Here is a 16,204-nt window from a genome sequence, read left to right as displayed (position 1 = left end):
TTTATCTTATTATCACTGTACCACGCTAAATTATTTAACGATAAGATACCGCGTTTCGGGCACATTGTCAATCGCTTTGCTTGCCAATTCTAAAAAATCGGAGGGTTACTCATGCAATTATTGAAATGGGACGGTCACGTCCACAGTCCATATTGTCCACACGGTACGAAGGATCCACTCGAAGCCTACATCGAGCGCGCCTTAGAGCAAGGCTTAGAACGGATCAGCTTCACGGAACATGCCCCTTTACCTGAAGGTGTGACGGATCCTGCGCCAGATAACGATTCCGGAATGTCGTTCGCGACAGCCGATGCCTACCTGAAGGAATTAACGCAACTCCGCGAGACATACAAGAATCAGATCGACATCCGGATCGGGATGGAGTTCGACTACTGGGAAGGACATGTCGACGGCACGCGTGACATCATCGCCCGCTACGCTGACGTCTTGACTGACGGCATTCTCTCATTGCATTACTTATACATCGATGAGCAATATTACGGCGTCGACTTCAGCAAGGAAAGCTTCGGTGAGATCGTCACGAAACTCGGAAGCGTCACGGCGGTCCACGAACGCTATTATGAAGGCATCCAAGCCCTCGTCATGACGGACCTCGGTGCACACCAGCCGAAGCGCCTCGGTCACTTAACGTTACCGACGAAATTCATCCAAGCCTATCCGCTTGAGTCGAACCCAACGAACCTCGACGACACGTTACGGAAAATCCGTCAGGCGAACTTCACACTCGACGTCAACACGGCAGGACTCCGGAAACCATTATGTGGTCTTTCCTATCCTTACCCGGAACTCCTGCAAGTCACGCAGTCGTTATCGATTCCGCTCGTCTATGGATCAGATGCCCATCTCGCAAAAGATGTCGGTGCTGATTTTGATTTCAAATGGTAAGAACGTAAATAGATAAAAGATCGCGCGCTTCACTTACTCTGACAGGAGTTGTGTAAAGCGCGCGATTTTTTTATTCTGTTTCGCTATACGGAAACGATCCTGACGTGACAGGTGGCAGTGATGCCGCAAGTATTTTAAGACGATCAACTGATACGTTACCGGCTAACAAAACCGTCTGTTCGCCGTCTTGATAAAACAAGCTAGCTTCTCGTTTCGTCTCATGGACGTAAGCTTCTATTCCATTCGCCAATGTCACGACCTCCGACGGTTTGCTGTCCATCGGTTGCTGCGGGAGCTTCGAAACCGTAAGGATTGATTCTTTTCCAGCAAACGTCCATGTGATTGGCGCGTCTTCCGCATCACTCCAACTCATTTCGTTCGTTGTGAATGTCGAAAATGGGAGCTTCAAGCCACGTGATTCCGAGCGTTCCGTTGTAACAGGTCCTGTCGCAGGAAGAACACCAGTTAATATCCAGCGATCAGACTGTTCATAAAACAAAACGATGTAATGATGTGGTCCTTCCGGAGACTGCAGCGTGACAATCGCTTTTTGACCAAGAATCGCTTCCGACAAGATATTATCATTAGTCGGTACGGCGGTTTGTCCGTTTTTATAGGTCAGCTGTATTTGCTCGACGCTCGCTTTGCCTGGTGTATCTGCATCGACGGATGGCTCTTTAATTAAAATTTCTTCGATTTCATCTTGTCCTTTAGTTGGTTTCACGGATGTAACTTCTGCAGATGGTTTTACAGCATGATCTTTTGTCTCCGTTGCACACCCCGATAAGACACAACTACTGATCAATACGACAGTTGTCATCGACTTCATAAAACGCATTGCTCCTCCCCCTTACCATACCTTTACTTCTTTTAGTATGGCAGGTCGATTCCTGCTAGTATCCGAATAAATTCTCACAAACAGGAAACGTTTTATTAAAAATCAAGTCAAAAAAGACCGGTAAACGTATCGCATACGTCTACCGGTCTTCTGGTTTATCTATTCTAAGTTGGCATGTTTCCCGTACATCGTTTGCGAATCGAGCTGTTTGTCTTCCATGATTTGCAGAATCAAGGCATCATAGAACAACAACATCGTCTGTTCGAACAACGATCCCATCGGTTGAACCGTCTCGTCCGCTGATACCGTTTGTTCTTTCGGAACTCCAGGCAATTGGACGACCAAGTCGGCTAATCGTGCTAACGTCGACGTCGGATTGATCGTGACGACGGCAACCGTTCCACCAAGTTCCTGTGCTTTCTCGACGATTGGTACCAACGTTTTCGTCTCTCCCGATCCGGAACCGACGATCAACAAGTCACCGTCACGCAAGTTCGCTGTGACCGTCTCGCCGACGACATACGCGTCGAGTCCCATGTGCATCAACCGCATAACGAACGCTTTCCCCATCAAGCCGGAGCGACCGGCTCCTGCGAGAAAGATTTGGTTCGCTTGCAGCACAGCGTCTGCCAGTTCTTTCGTCTCGGTCGCATCGATTGCTTCGACCGTCGAAGTCAGCTCTTCGATAATCGTTTGAATGTGTGTCATTTACGCCTCTTGTAGCATCCGGTGCATCGTTGACGCTGTTTCTTGTTTATCATCTTGTCCTGTGATCCCACCACCGACGATGATCAGATCAGGACATGCAGCGATGACTTCCGGTAACGTCTCCATCTTGATGCCACCCGCAACAGCTGTTTTTGCATTTGTCACAACCGATTTGATTGTCGCGAGATCCTCGAACGAGTTTTGACCGACTGCTTGGAGATCGTAACCCGTGTGGACACAGATGTAGTCGACGCCTAACGCATCGAGTTCTTTTGCACGTGTTGCGATATCTTTCACGGCAATCATGTCGACGAGAATCTGTTTGCCTGATTTTTTCGCTTCTTCGACTGCCCCTTTGATTGACATGTCTTCGGCTGCACCAAGGATCGTCACGATGTCAGCACCATGTGCGACGGCTTGGCTGACTTCGTAACCGGCAGCATCCATGATCTTCAAGTCAGCGAGGACCGTTAAGTTCGGGAATGCGGCTTTCATTTCTTTGACGGCGCGGAGCCCTTCGTTGATGACGACCGGTGTGCCGATCTCGACGATATCTAAATTGTCTTCCCCGATTTCTTTGACTAAAGCGATCGCACCTGCTGTATCGACTAAATCAATTGCGAGTTGTAATTTCATTTTGTATCTCTCCCATTCTTCTCTGTATTGTCGTACCTGACACTTCCTTCAAACGTTCATGAAGGAACAGGACTAAATATAATCCGCAGGAGCATTCTTGAGAAGTACGCACTTTTAATTTACATAGTGCGTTTTTTCATACATAGTGCAGAAAAGTATACTGTCGATCGGAAGAAAGACTATACTGGAGCAGGAGGTGGATCGATGCCACATTTTGAAGACCGTCAGTTTAACTGTGAGAAGGAATTGACCCTCTCAATCATCGGGGGCAAATGGAAGATGCTCATTCTTTGGCACTTAGGCAAGGAAGGGACGAAACGCTTCGGGGAACTGAAAAGTCTGATGCCCGGGATCACACAACGGATGCTCGTCAATCAACTGCGCGAACTCGAGGACCACCACATCATTCATCGGGAAGTCTATCCGGTCGTACCACCGAAGGTCGAATACTCGTTGACGCCGCACGGTCATAGCTTAATGCCGATTTTAGATGCGATGTACGACTGGGGTAAGGATTATGCGAAAAACGTCCTGGAGATCGACTTCGAACAACAAAAGATATCGCCATAAAAAAGATGCTCACGGTCTCGTCTCTTTTCAGAGATAAGTCCATGGAGCATCTTTTTTTAGGATTCTTCCGTCGTATAGATTTTCGACATCGCCAGTTCATCGACGTATTCGCCATCGATGAAGAGTGACGCGATGCGTGTCCCTTCGATGTTGAAGCCAAACTTATGATAGAGCTCGATTGCCCGCAAGTTGTCCTTGCGAACCGTCAACTCGAGTCGGATGAGTCCTGCTTCAATCGCAAAGGCATCCACCGCTTCAAGTAGACCTGCACCGAGTCCACGACCTGTGTAGGCGTCAAGCAAGCCGATAACGAGATTCGCCCGGTGACGAATCCGACTCGGCTCACCACCAACGACGAGCACATAACCGACGAGTTGCTCGTCGACATCCACGACGAAGATGTCCGAGTTCGCAGCCTGACCGAATTTCTCGATGAACGCCTCGGCCTGTTCCGTTGAAAGGACGCGTTCTTCCGGCTCATACAACATGTATTTTGTTTCGCGATCAATGCGTCGCATTAAGTCCGATAAGGCTTTTCCGTCCATCAACGTGGCGCGTCGTATCATAAGTGTCAGCTCCATTCTAAAATTTATAATTTTATAATACTCTTTTGTATGTTTTTTCGCTAAAAAATTTAAAAAGTGATAACCCTAAAATTAATATAAAAAATAAAAAAATCCCAATTTAAATTTTAAATTGTAAAAAAATATAAATTATAATACGATGTTGTTATCTTGAAATATATGGAGGTTTTTTTGTGGATTCTATAAAAATAAGTAGTGGATTATGGAAAAGATTATTTTTATTTAGTTTTCTAAATATTTCTTTTATAGTCACGCTACTCTTCATTACTAACGGTGATATTATTGGATTGTTACCTTTTTTACTTATCTATTCTTGTACAGCCCCTTTTGTAAGTCTATTATTTTCAAAACAAGCTGCCAAAAAGGCATTTAATTTATTTATTTTTCAAGATGATCAACATTATAGTCCTGAGTATGAGTGGTATTTCCAAACTACACATAAACTTGCAACAAAAGCAGGTTTTAAAAAAATGCCAGAAGTAGCAATTTATGAATCATCTGACATGAATGCTTTTGCAACAGGAAGATCAAAAAATAGTAGTTTAATTGCTATTTCAACTGGATTGTTACATAAAATGGATTCAAATAGTATTGAAGCTGTAATCGCTCATGAAATTGCTCATATAAAAAATGGAGACATGGTAACACAAACACTTCTTCAAGCTTTTATAAATACTTTATTAGCTACAATTTTATTACCCATCACATTTTATAAATGGGCTTCGATTTTTATTTCAGACAAAGATTCTGAACCATTTATTTGGTTGATTTGGTTGTTTGAAGCCATCGTAACTTTAGTACTTTTATTTTTCGCCAATTTAATCACAAAAATGTATTCACGAAAACGAGAATTCGGAGCTGATTTTCTTGCAGCTCAATTAACAAATCCGCAAAAGATGATATCAGCTCTTCAACAATTAAATGGTGAACCGGACCTTTTACAGTCACAAAAAAAATTCGCATCTTCTCAATTTAATGGAACAAAAAAATGGTTACAGATATTTTCTACCCATCCATCAGTAGATAAAAGAATTAAAAGTTTACAAAAAAAGTTCAAATTAAATGACTTCTATTAAGTAAAATTTTTAAAAAAATATTAATAAAAAGTGTCAAAATCCTTAATAAGGATTTTGACACTTTTTTTGAAATCAACTGATTTCGTCGTATGGAGACGGTGGGAGTCGAACCCACGTCCGAAGGCATCGTATACTTAAGCTTCTACGTGTGTAGTCAATTTATTGGGATCTCGTCGTCAGGCTGCCAATTGACAGGCGTCCGTTCGACCAGTCTGATTCCATCTCTTCTCTTTCCCTCCAGACGGAAGGGTCCAAGCGTAGCCTGTTTAAAGTGAGACCCTAGAAATCAGCCGACCAGGCGACAGCTGCTAGGATCCGTAGCGGCAATTAAGCTGCTGCGAGTTGTGTGTTAGTTTTGCCAGTTATGGCTGGTGCGTTTTAACGAGGCCGACCCCTCGACACGCCACAGAAGACCGAACTACCCCCGTCGAATCCGTAACGTCCCCAAGATAATAAATTGGGGCTTTCCGAATACTAATATTCTAGCAGAAAAGTGTTACGGGTTCAATACTTTTGCTTATCGCGTAGTGCTCGTTCGATATCACGCTTCGCATCCTTCTTCTTCAGATCATCGCGTTTATCGAATTTCTTCTTCCCGCGTCCGAGTCCGATCAAGCATTTCGCGTAACCATTCTTGATGTAGACCTTCAGCGGCACGATTGTATAACCGTCCCGTGAGACCGCCCCGATCAAGTTCGTGATCTGTTTCTTGTGCAGCAACAGTTTCCGCGGGCGGAGCTGTTCATGGTTGTACCGGTTCCCCTGTTCGAAGTGGGCGATGTTTGAGTTCCAGAGAATCGCTTCTCCCCCGTCGAACCGGACGAATGCGTCCCCGATACTGATCTTTCCTTTTCGGACCGATTTGATCTCCGTTCCCGTCAAGACGAGACCGGCTTCAATCGTATCCTCGATCGCATAATCGAACGAGGCCCGTTTGTTGTTCGCTAAGACTTTCGAATCTGTTCCCTTTGGCATGTTCGTTCACCACATTTCCGATGCGGAAGCGCTTATTTGCGCTTCCGTTTCTTATTCGAGACCGCTTTATGGAACGGCGGTTTATCTTTCTTATTCTTTAACGAGAATCCTTTTCCTTTGCTTTGGTCGCTCTTACCTGACCGTTTCTTGCCGCGACGATCGTCCTTCTTCTTATCATCGCGTTTTTGTCCCGGACGTCCGCCGCTTGAGCGGATCGTCTTCGACTCGAACCGTTTCTTCGGTTGCCGTTCTGGCATCCCGACGACACTGAAGTCAATCGTCCGTTCATCGATGTTGACGTTCGTGACCTTGATTTCAACGACATCACCAATCCGGAACTGTTGCTTCGTCCGCTCACCGATTAGCTGATAGTTCGCTTCATCGTAACGGTAGAAGTCATCCGTCATCGCTTGAATGTGGACGAGTCCTTCGATCGTGTTTGGCAATTCGACGAACATCCCGAAGTTCGTCACACCACTGACGACACCTTCAAACGTCTCACCGATGTGTTGCTCCATATACTCGGCTTTCTTCAAGGCATTCGTTTCCCGCTCCGCATCTACCGCGCGACGCTCGCGTTTCGACGAATGGTCAGCGATTTCCGGTAAGATTTCCGAGTAACGGTCTTGCGTCTTTTGCGATTTGTCATTGTAGATGACATATTCACGCAACAGACGGTGAACCATTAAGTCTGGGTAACGACGGATCGGTGACGTGAAGTGCGTGTAGTAGTCCGTCGACAGACCGAAGTGGCCAATCGGTTCGATGTCGTATTTCGCTTGTTGGAGCGAACGGAGCATGACCGTACTGACGACGGCTTCTTCCGGCTCACCTTCGACGGCGTTGAGGATCGATTGCAACGTTTTCGGTGCAACTGACTCACCCTTGCGTTCGACGTTGATTCCGAAGTTACCGATGAACTTGAAGAACGTATCGAGACGTTCTGCTTTTGGCTCATCGTGGATCCGGTACATGAACGGCAGTTTTTGACGCTGGATGTGCTCGGCGACCGTTTCGTTCGCTGCGAGCATGAACTCTTCGATCAGCTTCTCAGCAACTGACCGTTCCCGGAGGATGATCTCACTCGTCTTGCCTTCTTCGTTGACGAGGACCTTCGCTTCTGGGAAGTCGAAGTTGATCGCCCCGCGACGTGAGCGGCGTTCGCGCAGGATTGCTGCGAGTTCCGCCATCTTGTCGAAGTACTCGACGAGATCTTGGTACTTTGCAATCACTTCTTCGTCTTCACGTTCGATGATTTTCCGGACGTCCGTGTACGTCATCCGTTCCGTCGTCTTGATGACACTTTGGAAGATCTCATGGTTGACGACAGCCCCGTTCGCATCGATTTCCATGATACAGCTGAGCGTCAGACGATCAACGTGCGGATTGAGCGAGCAGATCCCGTTCGATAGACGGTGCGGAATCATCGGGATGACACGGTCGACGAGATAAACACTCGTTCCGCGCTCACGCGCTTCTTCGTCGAGTGCTGAATCTTCTTTGACGTAATGCGAGACGTCAGCGATGTGGACACCAAGCTCGAAGTTACCGTTCGCTAATTTCTTGACGTGCACCGCATCATCGAGGTCTTTTGCGTCCGCCCCGTCAATCGTCACCGTCAATTCGTTTCGTAGATCGACGCGTCCGACTAAATCCTTCTCATCGATCTGATCCGGTACAGCATTCGCCTCAGCGATCGCTTCCGGTGAGAAGTCGACGTTGATCCCGTGCTTATGGACGATCGACAAAATATCGACGCCTGGGTCATTTTTGTGACCGATGATTTTTAAGACTTTTGCCGTTCCGGCGTAGCGACCGTCAGGATACTTCGTAATCCGGGCGAGGACTTTATGGCCATCGACGGCACCGAGTGTATCGTCGTTCGCGACGACCGGTAAGAACGTCAGTTTCGTATCATCCGGTTCGATGTAAGCGATTGATTCGATCCGTCCTTTTGGACTGACGAACGTTCCGACGAAATCAGCTGGTCCGCGTGAGAGAATCTTGAGCAGTTTCCCTTCACGACGATCGCCGCCGTTTGACTCGGCAAACACTTTGACGAGGACACGGTCGCCGTTATAGACGTTCTTCAGTTCCGGTGCCGGTAAGAAGATGTCGCCTTCTGAGCCGTCTTCCGGTGAGACGAAACCGAACCCGCGTTGGTGGACGGAAATCTTCCCAGCGACTTGACCGATTTGCGCGAGCGTTCCGTACTTGTTCGAGCGTGTCCGGGCGATCAACGCTTCGTCTTCCATTGCGTTTAGCGTCCGGATCAATTCCTTGAATGCTTCCGTATCCGCTAGTTCTAGTTTTTTCGTTAATTGATCAATCGAAAACGGACGTTCTTCCGTCGTGATGACCGTTAGTATTCGTTCACGTAATTCCAACGTGACACCTCCAGTTACTTGCTCCAGTTCAATGACTCCAGGAAGTCCAAGATGTCAGAGTGGAGCTGGTCTTTTTCTTTGTCGAGCGTAATGACGTGACCTGAGTTCTCATACCAGATCAGCTCTTTTTGGAAGGCACTGACTCCATCATGGATGATGTTCGCGGAGTCGGTGTTGATCATGTGATCATTGCGCGCTTGGACGACGAGCGTCGGTGCGTAGACGTCCTCGAGCGAATCGCGTGTCTCGCGCAGCAGTTCCTGTAAGTCCTTCAAGGTCGGCATCGGTTCGAAGGACGCCATCTCTTGGTCGATTTCTTCTTGTGATTTGCCTTCTCGCTTCTTGAATTCTCGTGCGTACTCGGTGACTCCTGCATACATGACTTCTTCACTTTTGATGTAGGCGGGCGCACACATCGGGATGACCGCTTTGACCGGACGGTTCATCGATAACTTCAGCGACATGACGCCACCGAGCGACAGTCCGCAAACAGCGATTTCGTCATAGCCTTTATCGACGAGTTCCTGATATCCGGCAAGGACATCCTGCCACCAGTCGGCTGGCCCGGTCTTCGTCAGCTCTTCGGGTGGGGCAGCGTGCCCTTTATATTGTGGTGCTAGGGACGTATAGCCTTGTTTTTGCAAGTAGCGACCGAGGATGCGGACATCCGCGCTCGATCCCGTGAATCCGTGTAATAGTAAAACGGCACGTGGGCCGGCTTCGAAAAAGAATGGTTTTGGTAAAGTGATTTTCATAAAATGATTCCCCCTCTAACTCTATACCCCATATCCGTAAAAAATGAATATCGAGAAATACAAAAAACGACAGCGCGATCATACGGCTGTCGTTTCAATGCTCACTTATAAAAAGCGACGAGTAACGCCAAGATGAAGAGTAATGCTCCTAAGATAGACGCCACACGATTTAGGACCGCATCCAAGCCACGAGCTTTTTGGCGACCAAATAATTGTTCTGCTCCACCCGTCAATGCTCCGAGTCCGGTCGTACGACCCGACATCAATAGAACGACGATGATGAGAAGAACGGAAACGACGATGAGGCCGACAAGAGCCACGTTATGAATGATCATCGATGATCCTCCTTCAGTAATATACGCTTCTTTCATTATAGAGAAAAACAAGTACGGGAACAAGGAATAGATTTAGGAACTTTTTCCTGCCTGCTCCACCTGATGAAAAAGAGACACCTGAATCGTCGACTCAGGTGTCTCGTCTCCTTATTGTTTAATCAATTCGAGATCAACTGGGATGTTCTTCTCGACTGTTTCACCTTTTAAGTGCTTGATGGCTGTCTCGACACCCATCTTCCCGATCTCAGTCGGTTTTTGAGCGATCGTTCCTGCCATTTTTCCGTCTTTGACGGCTTTGACGGCATCATCCGTCGCATCGAAGCCGATGACTTTAACATCATTCAGACCCGCTGCTTTTAACGCTTCAACCGCACCGAGTGCCATTTCGTCGTTGTGAGCGAAGACGGCTTTGATGTCTTTGTTGTTCTGGAGGATGTTCTCCATGACCGACAAACCTTTTGCTCGGTCGAAGTTTGCTGCTTGTTTTGCGACGACGTCAAGTTTACCGTCGACTGCTTCATGGAACCCTTTACCACGGTCACGAGTTGCGGATGCTCCTGGAATCCCTTCGAGCTCCACGACTTTAGCTTTATCGCCGACGAGTTCGATCATATACTCACCTGCTTGTTTCCCACCTGCGACGTTATCTGACGCGATGTGTGCGACGACGTCGCCTGCTTCTGCATTCCGGTCAACTGTAATGACGGGGATGTTTGCATCGTTTGCTGTTTGGACGGCTGCACCAACTGCTGCTGAATCCGTTGGGTTGATCAAGATGAGATCAACTTTCTTTTGAACCATGTCTTCGATGTCGCTTGCTTGTTTTGCCGCATCATCTTGTGCATCCGCGACTTGAAGCGTTGCGCCTTGTGCTTTTGCTTCTTGTTCTGCCCCTTCTTTTAACGAGACGAAGAATGGGTTGTTGAGGGTTGAAATCGAAAGACCAATCTTAAAGTCCTTCGTCTTTTTCTTCGTATCACTGTTGCTGCTGCCCGGCTGTTCCGTCGAACAGGCGGCTGCGAAGACCATTAATGCCATCATGACGACTGCAAGTAGTTTTTTCATCGGTAGATCCTCCTTTTGGAATATGGGTTACGCTGCTTGTTTCCGGTCCGCGAGTACCGCGAACAAAATGACTAAACCTTTGACGACGAGTTGGAAGAACGAGGAGACACCAAGCAAATTAAGTCCATTGTTCAGTGTTCCGATGATCAAGGCACCGATCAAGGTACCGACAATCCAGCCACGACCACCTGACAGGCTCGTCCCACCAAGGACGACCGCTGCGATGGCGTCGAGTTCGTACGATGTCCCCGCCGTCGGCTGCGCCGAGTTCAGACGGGACGTCAGGATGATGCCGGCAAGTGCTGCCATCAAACCTGAGAGTGAGTAGATCATGATTTTGACTTTATTGACTTGAATCCCCATCAACTTCGCTGCTTCTTCGTTGCCACCGATCGCATACGTATAACGACCGAACGTCGTCTTCTTCAAGATGAAGTAGAGGACCGCGAAGGCGATTAACATCGTTAGAACCGGTACCGGGAAGATCCAGAAGTAACCGCGTCCGAACAATTCGAACCAGCCACCTTGGCTCAGACCAGTGATTGGTTTCCCGTCCGTATAGACGAGCGTCAATCCCCGGAAGATCGTCATCGTCGCAAGTGTTGCGATGAACGGTGCGACTTTCCCGAGTGAGATGACCATTCCGTTTAAGGCACCCATGACAGCTCCGACGATCAATCCAGCCAGAACAGCAATCAACGCTGACGTTCCGTCCGTCATCAGACCCGCGACGAAGGCGGACGAGAGGGCGAGAATCGAGCCAACCGATAAATCAATCCCACCCGTCAGAATAACGAACGTCATTCCGAAGGCAATCAAGGCATTGATCGAGACTTGCCGTAAGATGTTAAATAGATTATTCAATGTTAAAAAGTCCGGTTCCATGATCGAGACGACGAGGACGATCGCGAACAATCCTGCGAGTGGTCCAAGCTTTTGTCCGATCCCAAGACGTCTCGGTTTTGCTTCCGTTACCTTGCCTTGCATCAATTCCATATCATTGTCCTCCTGTCGCAAGTGTCATGATGCTTTCTTGCGTCGCTTCCTGTCGTGTCAACATGCCGCTCATCTTGCCTTCGCGCATGACGTAGACCCGGTCGCTCATCCCGAGAATCTCCGGGAGGTCCGAGCTGACCATGATGATCGCGACACCCGCCGCAGCGAGTTCGTTCATGATGAGGTAAATCTCTTTCTTCGCCCCGACGTCGACACCACGTGTCGGTTCGTCGAGGATCAAGACTTTCGGTTGTGTCCCGAGCCACTTCGCGAGGACGACCTTCTGTTGGTTCCCACCGGACAGTGACTTCGCCGGCTGGTCCATCGAGCTGTGCCGGACCGAGAGCGACTTCAAATACCCTTCTGCGAAATCGCGTTCTGCCTGATCCTTGATGACACCAGAGCGGGATAACGAACGAATCGTTGGCAATGAGATGTTCTCACGTAGTGAAAAGTCGAGGAACAAGCCTTCGCCTTTACGGTCTTCGGTCAAAAAGCCAATGCCCTGGCGGATCGCGTCGTACGGTGTCTTGATTTTCAGCGACTGTCCGTTCAGTTCGATCGTTCCTTCTTTCAGGCGATCGACCCCGAACAATCCCCGCATGACTTCCGTCCGCCCAGCACCCATCAAACCAGAGAAGCCGATGATTTCGCCTGCCTTAACGGAGAATGAGACATCGTCGAATCGTTTCCCACTCGCCTGTTTGACCTCAAGGACGGTCGCGCCGATTGACACATCACGGTCCGGATACCGTTCACCCATCTCACGACCGACCATCTCTCGGACGATCTGTTCGAACGATGTCTCGGGAATCGCGTGTGTCGAGACGGAAATCCCGTCCCGTAAGACGGTGATTCGGTCGCAGAGCTCGAAGATTTCCTCCATTCGGTGTGAGATATAAACGATCGAGACACCTTGGTTGCGCAGTGCCGTTGCGACGCTAAACAAGGCACGAATTTCCCGCTCCGTCAGTGCGGCTGTCGGTTCATCCATGATGATGACCTTTGCGTCCGTCATCAAAGCTTTTGCGATCTCGATCATCTGTTGTTGACCGACTGATAACGTCCGAGCGAGTTGATCGACGTCCATGAAGACGTTCAATTCCGCAAGTTCACGTTCTGCCTGCCGCTTCATCTCCCCTTGCTTGAGAATCCCGAAGCGTGACTTCAGCTCCCGTCCGAGGAACAGATTCTCCGTTACCGTCAAATCCGGGAGGATGTTCAGTTCCTGGTGGATGAAGGCGATTCCCGCTTCTTCAGCAAGCTTCGGATTCTTATATTCGATGTCCTGTCCATCGACGCGGATTGTACCTGCGTCCGCTTTATGGACACCGGTCAAAATCTTCATCAGCGTCGATTTCCCGGCACCGTTCTCTCCCATCAAGGCATGGATCTCACCCGCAGCGAGTTCGAAGTCGACACCTTTCAGGACAGGGACGGGACCGAATGCTTTTTTGATACCTGTCATCTCGATACGCATCGCATGACCCCCTTAAAAGATTACGCCGGAATGGAAGATGACATTCGCGTACGGTGTCGCTTCTCCGGTCCGGATGATGACCTTCGCCTGCTGTGTCTGTTTCTTGAACTCTTCGTGCGAAACGAACGTCGTCTCGATCTGCATGGCTTCCAGTTGCTCGAGGACGTCCGGATTCGCTTCTTTGATCTCTGTCGCCAGTGTCAGCTGTTCAATCGCCATGTCACCGGTGACGACACGGACGACGTCGAGAAATGATGGTGTGCCGAGTTCCAACGCTAAATCAATTCGTGCGACCCCGTCTGGAATCGGTAAGCCACAATCGGCGATGACGATCGTATCGGTATGACCGAGATCGGTCAGGACTTTGCTGATATGACTGTTTAAGATACCGTGCTTCTTCATGCGTCTCCCTCCATCTGTTCCCGTGTCGGCATGCCGCCTTGAGCGCCAAGCGCACGGATGGATAAGCCAGCTGCCCGGTTTGCGAAACGAATTGCCTCAACAAGCGGTTGTCCTTCCGTTAACGCAACGGCTAGGGCACCGTTGAACGTATCCCCTGCTCCTGTCGTATCGACGACCGTCGTCTCGATCGCGGGAATCGTCACGATCGACGCTCCGTCGTAGAAGCGTGCCCCGCGACTGCCTTCCGTCACGATCAGTTTATTCGGGTATTCCATGAGCCAATGTTCGATCGGCTGGTCTTGTCCGAAGATCAAGCCACATTCATGTTCGTTTGGCGTTAAGTACGTGACGTGTTCAATCAATTCCGGACTGAGTGACATCGCCGGTGCTGGATTCAAGACGACTGGAATGCCGGCTGCATATGCTTCGCGAGCAACGGTCTCAACCGTTTCGATTGGAATCTCGAGCTGGAGTAAGATGATTTCACTGTCTGCGAGAATCGGTGCGAGTGTATCATCCGTAAATTGGACATGTTGATTGGCAGACTGAACGACGACGATCGAGTTGTCGCCTTCAGCGAGTGTAATGTGTGCCGTTCCTGTCCGTTCGCCTTCAATCGTTTTTAAGTGTGTCGTCTGCACTCCTTGCATTTTGAAGTTTTCGCGGATCGCTTCACCGTTCGCGTCACTGCCGACGCAACCAATCATTTCGACGGTACTGCCGAGACGCGCAATCGCCACCGCTTGGTTTGCACCTTTTCCACCCGGTACGGTATGAAAGGCATCGCCGATGACCGTTTCGCCTGCGCCTGGGCGGCGTTTACTTTCAACGACGAGATCCATCGAGATACTGCCGATGACACTGATTTGTTTCATGCTTCCTCATCCTTCCGTTTCGTCGTTTCCCGTTCGATGATCTCAACCGTCAACTCATGATGAACGGCAGCAATCGGTGTGCCTTCAATCCGTTGAATCAGGAGTTTCGCGGCCAGCTCTCCCATTTGGTAGATCGGCTGCGCAATCGTCGTCAACGGTGGTGAAATCATTTGTCCGAGTTCGATCCCGTCATAACCGATGACTTGGAGTTCATCTGGAATCGTAATCCCGCGTTCCGCCGCAACTTGGATTGCTGCCGCGGCAATGACATCACTCGCAGCAAAGATCCCGTTGCAATGATAGTGATCAAAGAGATAGTTCGCGGCGTCAAGCGCCCCTTGAAAATGGAATGGTGACTCGATGCTTGCAACGAGATGGGTTCCGGCGATTTCTTCGAAACCATCCCGTCGTTTCTTGATCGTCGGGAGTTTCGAAGGACCGCTGATGACAGCGAGCTCCGTCGCACCAGATGCAAGTAAAAATGATGCTGCCTTCTTCCCGCCTTCGTAGCCGTTTGAGGTCACCGTCGGAATCGCTCCTTGTAACACACGGTCTAACGCTACGACCGGCACTTCGAGTTCTTCATAGTTCGGATTGTTCGAGTAGTTCGTCGTGATGATCAATCCGTCGACATGCATCGCCTCGAGTGACTTGATATATTCGCGTTCTTTCTGAAACTGTTCGTCTGTGTTACACAAAATGACTTGAAAACCATGTTGATGTGCCATATCTTCCACAGCTCGCGCGAGTTGTGGGAAGAACGGGTTCGTGATGTCTGGAACGATCAATCCGATCAGTCCGGATCGTTTTTGGAACAACGATCGCGCGACCCGGTTCGGTCGATAATCCAATTGTTTGATTGCCTGAAGCACCGCCTTACGCGATTTCTCACTGACATAACCCTTTTCATTCATGACGCGTGAGACCGTCGCGACGGAGACATGTGCCGCTTTCGCTACTTCCCGGATGGTCGACATGTTTCGCCACCTCTTTCTTTTGATAACGCTTACAAGAATCATCATATTGTGTAACCGGTTACACATCAATCCTTTTTATATAAAATATATTTTATTTTTTTCGATTCCTCGGATTAGACTATAAAAAAGAAGCCTGACGCGGCGTCAGACTTACGATCATTCCGTATGATCATGCACTTGAACACTCTGAATCATGTCTTAAATAAAGACAATCAGTGAAAGACCAATCAAAATATTAATGAATCCTAGCCCATCCGTCGCTTTCGTGTACAATGACGGTTTATCTTTTTTGACGCTGTCATTCAGAAACATCAATGTCACGGCAATAACAGTCGTGATGCCGAGTGGCGCATTCAAAAAACTATCGGAATACGTAAAAAAGTTATTCGTAATGTAGGCACTGTTTAAGACGGACAATCCGAACAGTATTTTATGCATGCAAGTCACTCCTATAATCACCAGGATCTTACGAAACCGACTACTATCTAATTTCGCTTCTCCTTCATTATAGAATATTCTTCCAGTTACTCTTCCTTACACTATTGAAAGAAAGTAATTGGATGCATACGCAAATACACCGCAAGACAGCGTCACGCCAGCTTACGGTGTATTGATAGATAGCACTAGACGATTGATTTT

The 16,204-nt window shown here is 48.6% G+C and carries 18 protein-coding genes and 1 other RNA gene; 3 read left to right on the top strand and 16 right to left on the bottom strand.

What is annotated here, in order from left to right; translation table 11 throughout:
* Nucleotides 1-111 precede the first annotated feature (111 nt).
* Nucleotides 112-906 carry a histidinol-phosphatase HisJ gene (hisJ, locus tag KNQ14_RS02150; protein ID WP_055968870.1) on the top strand — a complete coding sequence of 265 codons (795 nt, stop codon included), beginning with the start codon at nucleotides 112-114 and terminating at the stop codon, nucleotides 904-906.
* A gap of 70 nt (nucleotides 907-976) precedes the next feature.
* On the opposite strand, the gene KNQ14_RS02145 is transcribed toward hisJ, so the two are convergent.
* From KNQ14_RS02145 to hxlA, 3 genes are all read right to left on the bottom strand, one after another.
* A complete protein-coding gene (locus KNQ14_RS02145; RefSeq protein WP_214859484.1) occupies nucleotides 977-1,744 on the bottom strand; it encodes a hypothetical protein in 768 nt (255 codons plus the stop codon).
* 159 nt (nucleotides 1,745-1,903) lie between these two features.
* Entirely contained in the window at nucleotides 1,904-2,452 is a 549-nt protein-coding gene (gene hxlB / locus KNQ14_RS02140) for a 6-phospho-3-hexuloisomerase (protein ID WP_214859483.1), read from the bottom strand.
* Nucleotides 2,453-3,088 carry a 3-hexulose-6-phosphate synthase gene (gene hxlA / locus KNQ14_RS02135; protein ID WP_214859482.1) on the bottom strand — a complete coding sequence of 212 codons (636 nt, stop codon included), beginning with the start codon at nucleotides 3,086-3,088 and terminating at the stop codon, nucleotides 2,453-2,455. It abuts the gene before it with no gap.
* 204 nt (nucleotides 3,089-3,292) lie between these two features.
* On the opposite strand from hxlA, the gene hxlR reads away from it, so the two are divergent.
* Nucleotides 3,293-3,658 (top strand): transcriptional activator HxlR, encoded by a 366-nt coding sequence (hxlR, locus tag KNQ14_RS02130; protein WP_029342458.1) that lies wholly within the window; start codon nucleotides 3,293-3,295, stop codon nucleotides 3,656-3,658.
* A gap of 56 nt (nucleotides 3,659-3,714) precedes the next feature.
* On the opposite strand, the gene KNQ14_RS02125 is transcribed toward hxlR, so the two are convergent.
* On the bottom strand, nucleotides 3,715-4,224 hold the full coding sequence (locus tag KNQ14_RS02125) for a GNAT family N-acetyltransferase (protein WP_023469196.1): 510 nt from the start codon (nucleotides 4,222-4,224) through the stop codon (nucleotides 3,715-3,717).
* Between the two features lie 191 nt (nucleotides 4,225-4,415).
* Here KNQ14_RS02125 and KNQ14_RS02120 point away from each other — a divergent pair, with 191 nt between their 5' ends.
* Nucleotides 4,416-5,318 carry a zinc metalloprotease HtpX gene (locus KNQ14_RS02120; RefSeq protein WP_214859480.1) on the top strand — a complete coding sequence of 301 codons (903 nt, stop codon included), beginning with the start codon at nucleotides 4,416-4,418 and terminating at the stop codon, nucleotides 5,316-5,318.
* 87 nt (nucleotides 5,319-5,405) lie between these two features.
* On the opposite strand, the gene ssrA is transcribed toward KNQ14_RS02120, so the two are convergent.
* The 12 genes from ssrA to KNQ14_RS02060 all read right to left on the bottom strand — a co-directional run bounded on the left by ssrA (nucleotide 5,406) and on the right by KNQ14_RS02060 (nucleotide 16,003).
* Nucleotides 5,406-5,764, bottom strand: a transfer-messenger RNA (tmRNA) gene (ssrA, locus tag KNQ14_RS02115).
* A 58-nt stretch (nucleotides 5,765-5,822) separates the two neighbouring features.
* Nucleotides 5,823-6,293 carry an SsrA-binding protein SmpB gene (gene smpB, locus KNQ14_RS02110; RefSeq protein WP_214859479.1) on the bottom strand — a complete coding sequence of 157 codons (471 nt, stop codon included), beginning with the start codon at nucleotides 6,291-6,293 and terminating at the stop codon, nucleotides 5,823-5,825.
* 32 nt (nucleotides 6,294-6,325) lie between these two features.
* Entirely contained in the window at nucleotides 6,326-8,680 is a 2,355-nt protein-coding gene (gene rnr / locus KNQ14_RS02105) for a ribonuclease R (RefSeq protein ID WP_214859478.1), read from the bottom strand.
* 14 nt (nucleotides 8,681-8,694) lie between these two features.
* On the bottom strand, nucleotides 8,695-9,435 hold the full coding sequence (locus KNQ14_RS02100) for an alpha/beta hydrolase (protein ID WP_035409936.1): 741 nt from the start codon (nucleotides 9,433-9,435) through the stop codon (nucleotides 8,695-8,697).
* Between the two features lie 101 nt (nucleotides 9,436-9,536).
* Complete coding sequence (gene secG, locus KNQ14_RS02095; RefSeq protein ID WP_023469201.1) at nucleotides 9,537-9,770, bottom strand: preprotein translocase subunit SecG; 234 nt, start codon at nucleotides 9,768-9,770, stop codon at nucleotides 9,537-9,539.
* Nucleotides 9,771-9,917: 147 nt separating this feature from the next.
* Entirely contained in the window at nucleotides 9,918-10,835 is a 918-nt protein-coding gene (gene rbsB, locus KNQ14_RS02090; RefSeq protein WP_214859477.1) for a ribose ABC transporter substrate-binding protein RbsB, read from the bottom strand.
* A gap of 27 nt (nucleotides 10,836-10,862) precedes the next feature.
* Nucleotides 10,863-11,831: a ribose ABC transporter permease gene (rbsC, locus tag KNQ14_RS02085; RefSeq protein ID WP_050678685.1), complete on the bottom strand. Its 969-nt coding sequence runs from the start codon at nucleotides 11,829-11,831 to the stop codon at nucleotides 10,863-10,865.
* Between the two features lies 1 nt (nucleotide 11,832).
* Nucleotides 11,833-13,311, bottom strand: a complete 1,479-nt coding sequence (locus tag KNQ14_RS02080; protein ID WP_214859476.1) for a sugar ABC transporter ATP-binding protein — start codon at nucleotides 13,309-13,311, stop codon at nucleotides 11,833-11,835.
* A 12-nt stretch (nucleotides 13,312-13,323) separates the two neighbouring features.
* Nucleotides 13,324-13,713 (bottom strand): D-ribose pyranase, encoded by a 390-nt coding sequence (gene rbsD, locus KNQ14_RS02075; RefSeq protein WP_214859475.1) that lies wholly within the window; start codon nucleotides 13,711-13,713, stop codon nucleotides 13,324-13,326.
* Entirely contained in the window at nucleotides 13,710-14,588 is an 879-nt protein-coding gene (rbsK, locus tag KNQ14_RS02070) for a ribokinase (RefSeq protein WP_214859457.1), read from the bottom strand. The genes rbsD and rbsK overlap by 4 nt, the downstream gene beginning before the upstream one ends.
* The gene (locus KNQ14_RS02065) at nucleotides 14,585-15,565 is read right to left on the bottom strand and encodes a LacI family DNA-binding transcriptional regulator (protein WP_214859454.1); all 981 of its coding nucleotides are present in this window, start codon (nucleotides 15,563-15,565) and stop codon (nucleotides 14,585-14,587) included. Before KNQ14_RS02065 ends, rbsK begins: the two co-directional genes overlap by 4 nt.
* A 198-nt stretch (nucleotides 15,566-15,763) precedes the next feature.
* Entirely contained in the window at nucleotides 15,764-16,003 is a 240-nt protein-coding gene (locus KNQ14_RS02060) for a hypothetical protein (protein WP_195864538.1), read from the bottom strand.
* Nucleotides 16,004-16,204 lie beyond the last annotated feature (201 nt).

The organism is Exiguobacterium sp. s161 (assembly GCF_018619045.1).
GTDB classification, from domain to species: Bacteria; Bacillota; Bacilli; order Exiguobacteriales; family Exiguobacteriaceae; genus Exiguobacterium_A; species Exiguobacterium_A indicum.
The sequence above is the reverse complement of the archived record's forward strand: the minus strand, read 5'-3'. Positions and strand labels throughout refer to the sequence as shown.

Bases quoted from the DNA above. Each gene is read 5' to 3' on its own strand.
- hisJ (WP_055968870.1), top strand. From the start codon at position 112: ATGCAATTATTGAAATGGGACGGTCACGTCCACAGTCCATATTGTCCA.
- KNQ14_RS02145 (WP_214859484.1), bottom strand. From the start codon at position 1,744: ATGCGTTTTATGAAGTCGATGACAACTGTCGTATTGATCAGTAGTTGT.
- hxlB (WP_214859483.1), bottom strand. From the start codon at position 2,452: ATGACACACATTCAAACGATTATCGAAGAGCTGACTTCGACGGTCGAA.
- hxlA (WP_214859482.1), bottom strand. From the start codon at position 3,088: ATGAAATTACAACTCGCAATTGATTTAGTCGATACAGCAGGTGCGATC.
- hxlR (WP_029342458.1), top strand. From the start codon at position 3,293: ATGCCACATTTTGAAGACCGTCAGTTTAACTGTGAGAAGGAATTGACC.
- KNQ14_RS02125 (WP_023469196.1), bottom strand. From the start codon at position 4,224: ATGATACGACGCGCCACGTTGATGGACGGAAAAGCCTTATCGGACTTA.
- smpB (WP_214859479.1), bottom strand. From the start codon at position 6,293: ATGCCAAAGGGAACAGATTCGAAAGTCTTAGCGAACAACAAACGGGCC.
- KNQ14_RS02100 (WP_035409936.1), bottom strand. From the start codon at position 9,435: ATGAAAATCACTTTACCAAAACCATTCTTTTTCGAAGCCGGCCCACGT.
- secG (WP_023469201.1), bottom strand. From the start codon at position 9,770: ATGATCATTCATAACGTGGCTCTTGTCGGCCTCATCGTCGTTTCCGTT.
- rbsB (WP_214859477.1), bottom strand. From the start codon at position 10,835: ATGAAAAAACTACTTGCAGTCGTCATGATGGCATTAATGGTCTTCGCA.
- rbsC (WP_050678685.1), bottom strand. From the start codon at position 11,831: ATGGAATTGATGCAAGGCAAGGTAACGGAAGCAAAACCGAGACGTCTT.
- KNQ14_RS02080 (WP_214859476.1), bottom strand. From the start codon at position 13,311: ATGCGTATCGAGATGACAGGTATCAAAAAAGCATTCGGTCCCGTCCCT.
- rbsD (WP_214859475.1), bottom strand. From the start codon at position 13,713: ATGAAGAAGCACGGTATCTTAAACAGTCATATCAGCAAAGTCCTGACC.
- rbsK (WP_214859457.1), bottom strand. From the start codon at position 14,588: ATGAAACAAATCAGTGTCATCGGCAGTATCTCGATGGATCTCGTCGTT.
- KNQ14_RS02065 (WP_214859454.1), bottom strand. From the start codon at position 15,565: ATGTCGACCATCCGGGAAGTAGCGAAAGCGGCACATGTCTCCGTCGCG.
- KNQ14_RS02060 (WP_195864538.1), bottom strand. From the start codon at position 16,003: ATGCATAAAATACTGTTCGGATTGTCCGTCTTAAACAGTGCCTACATT.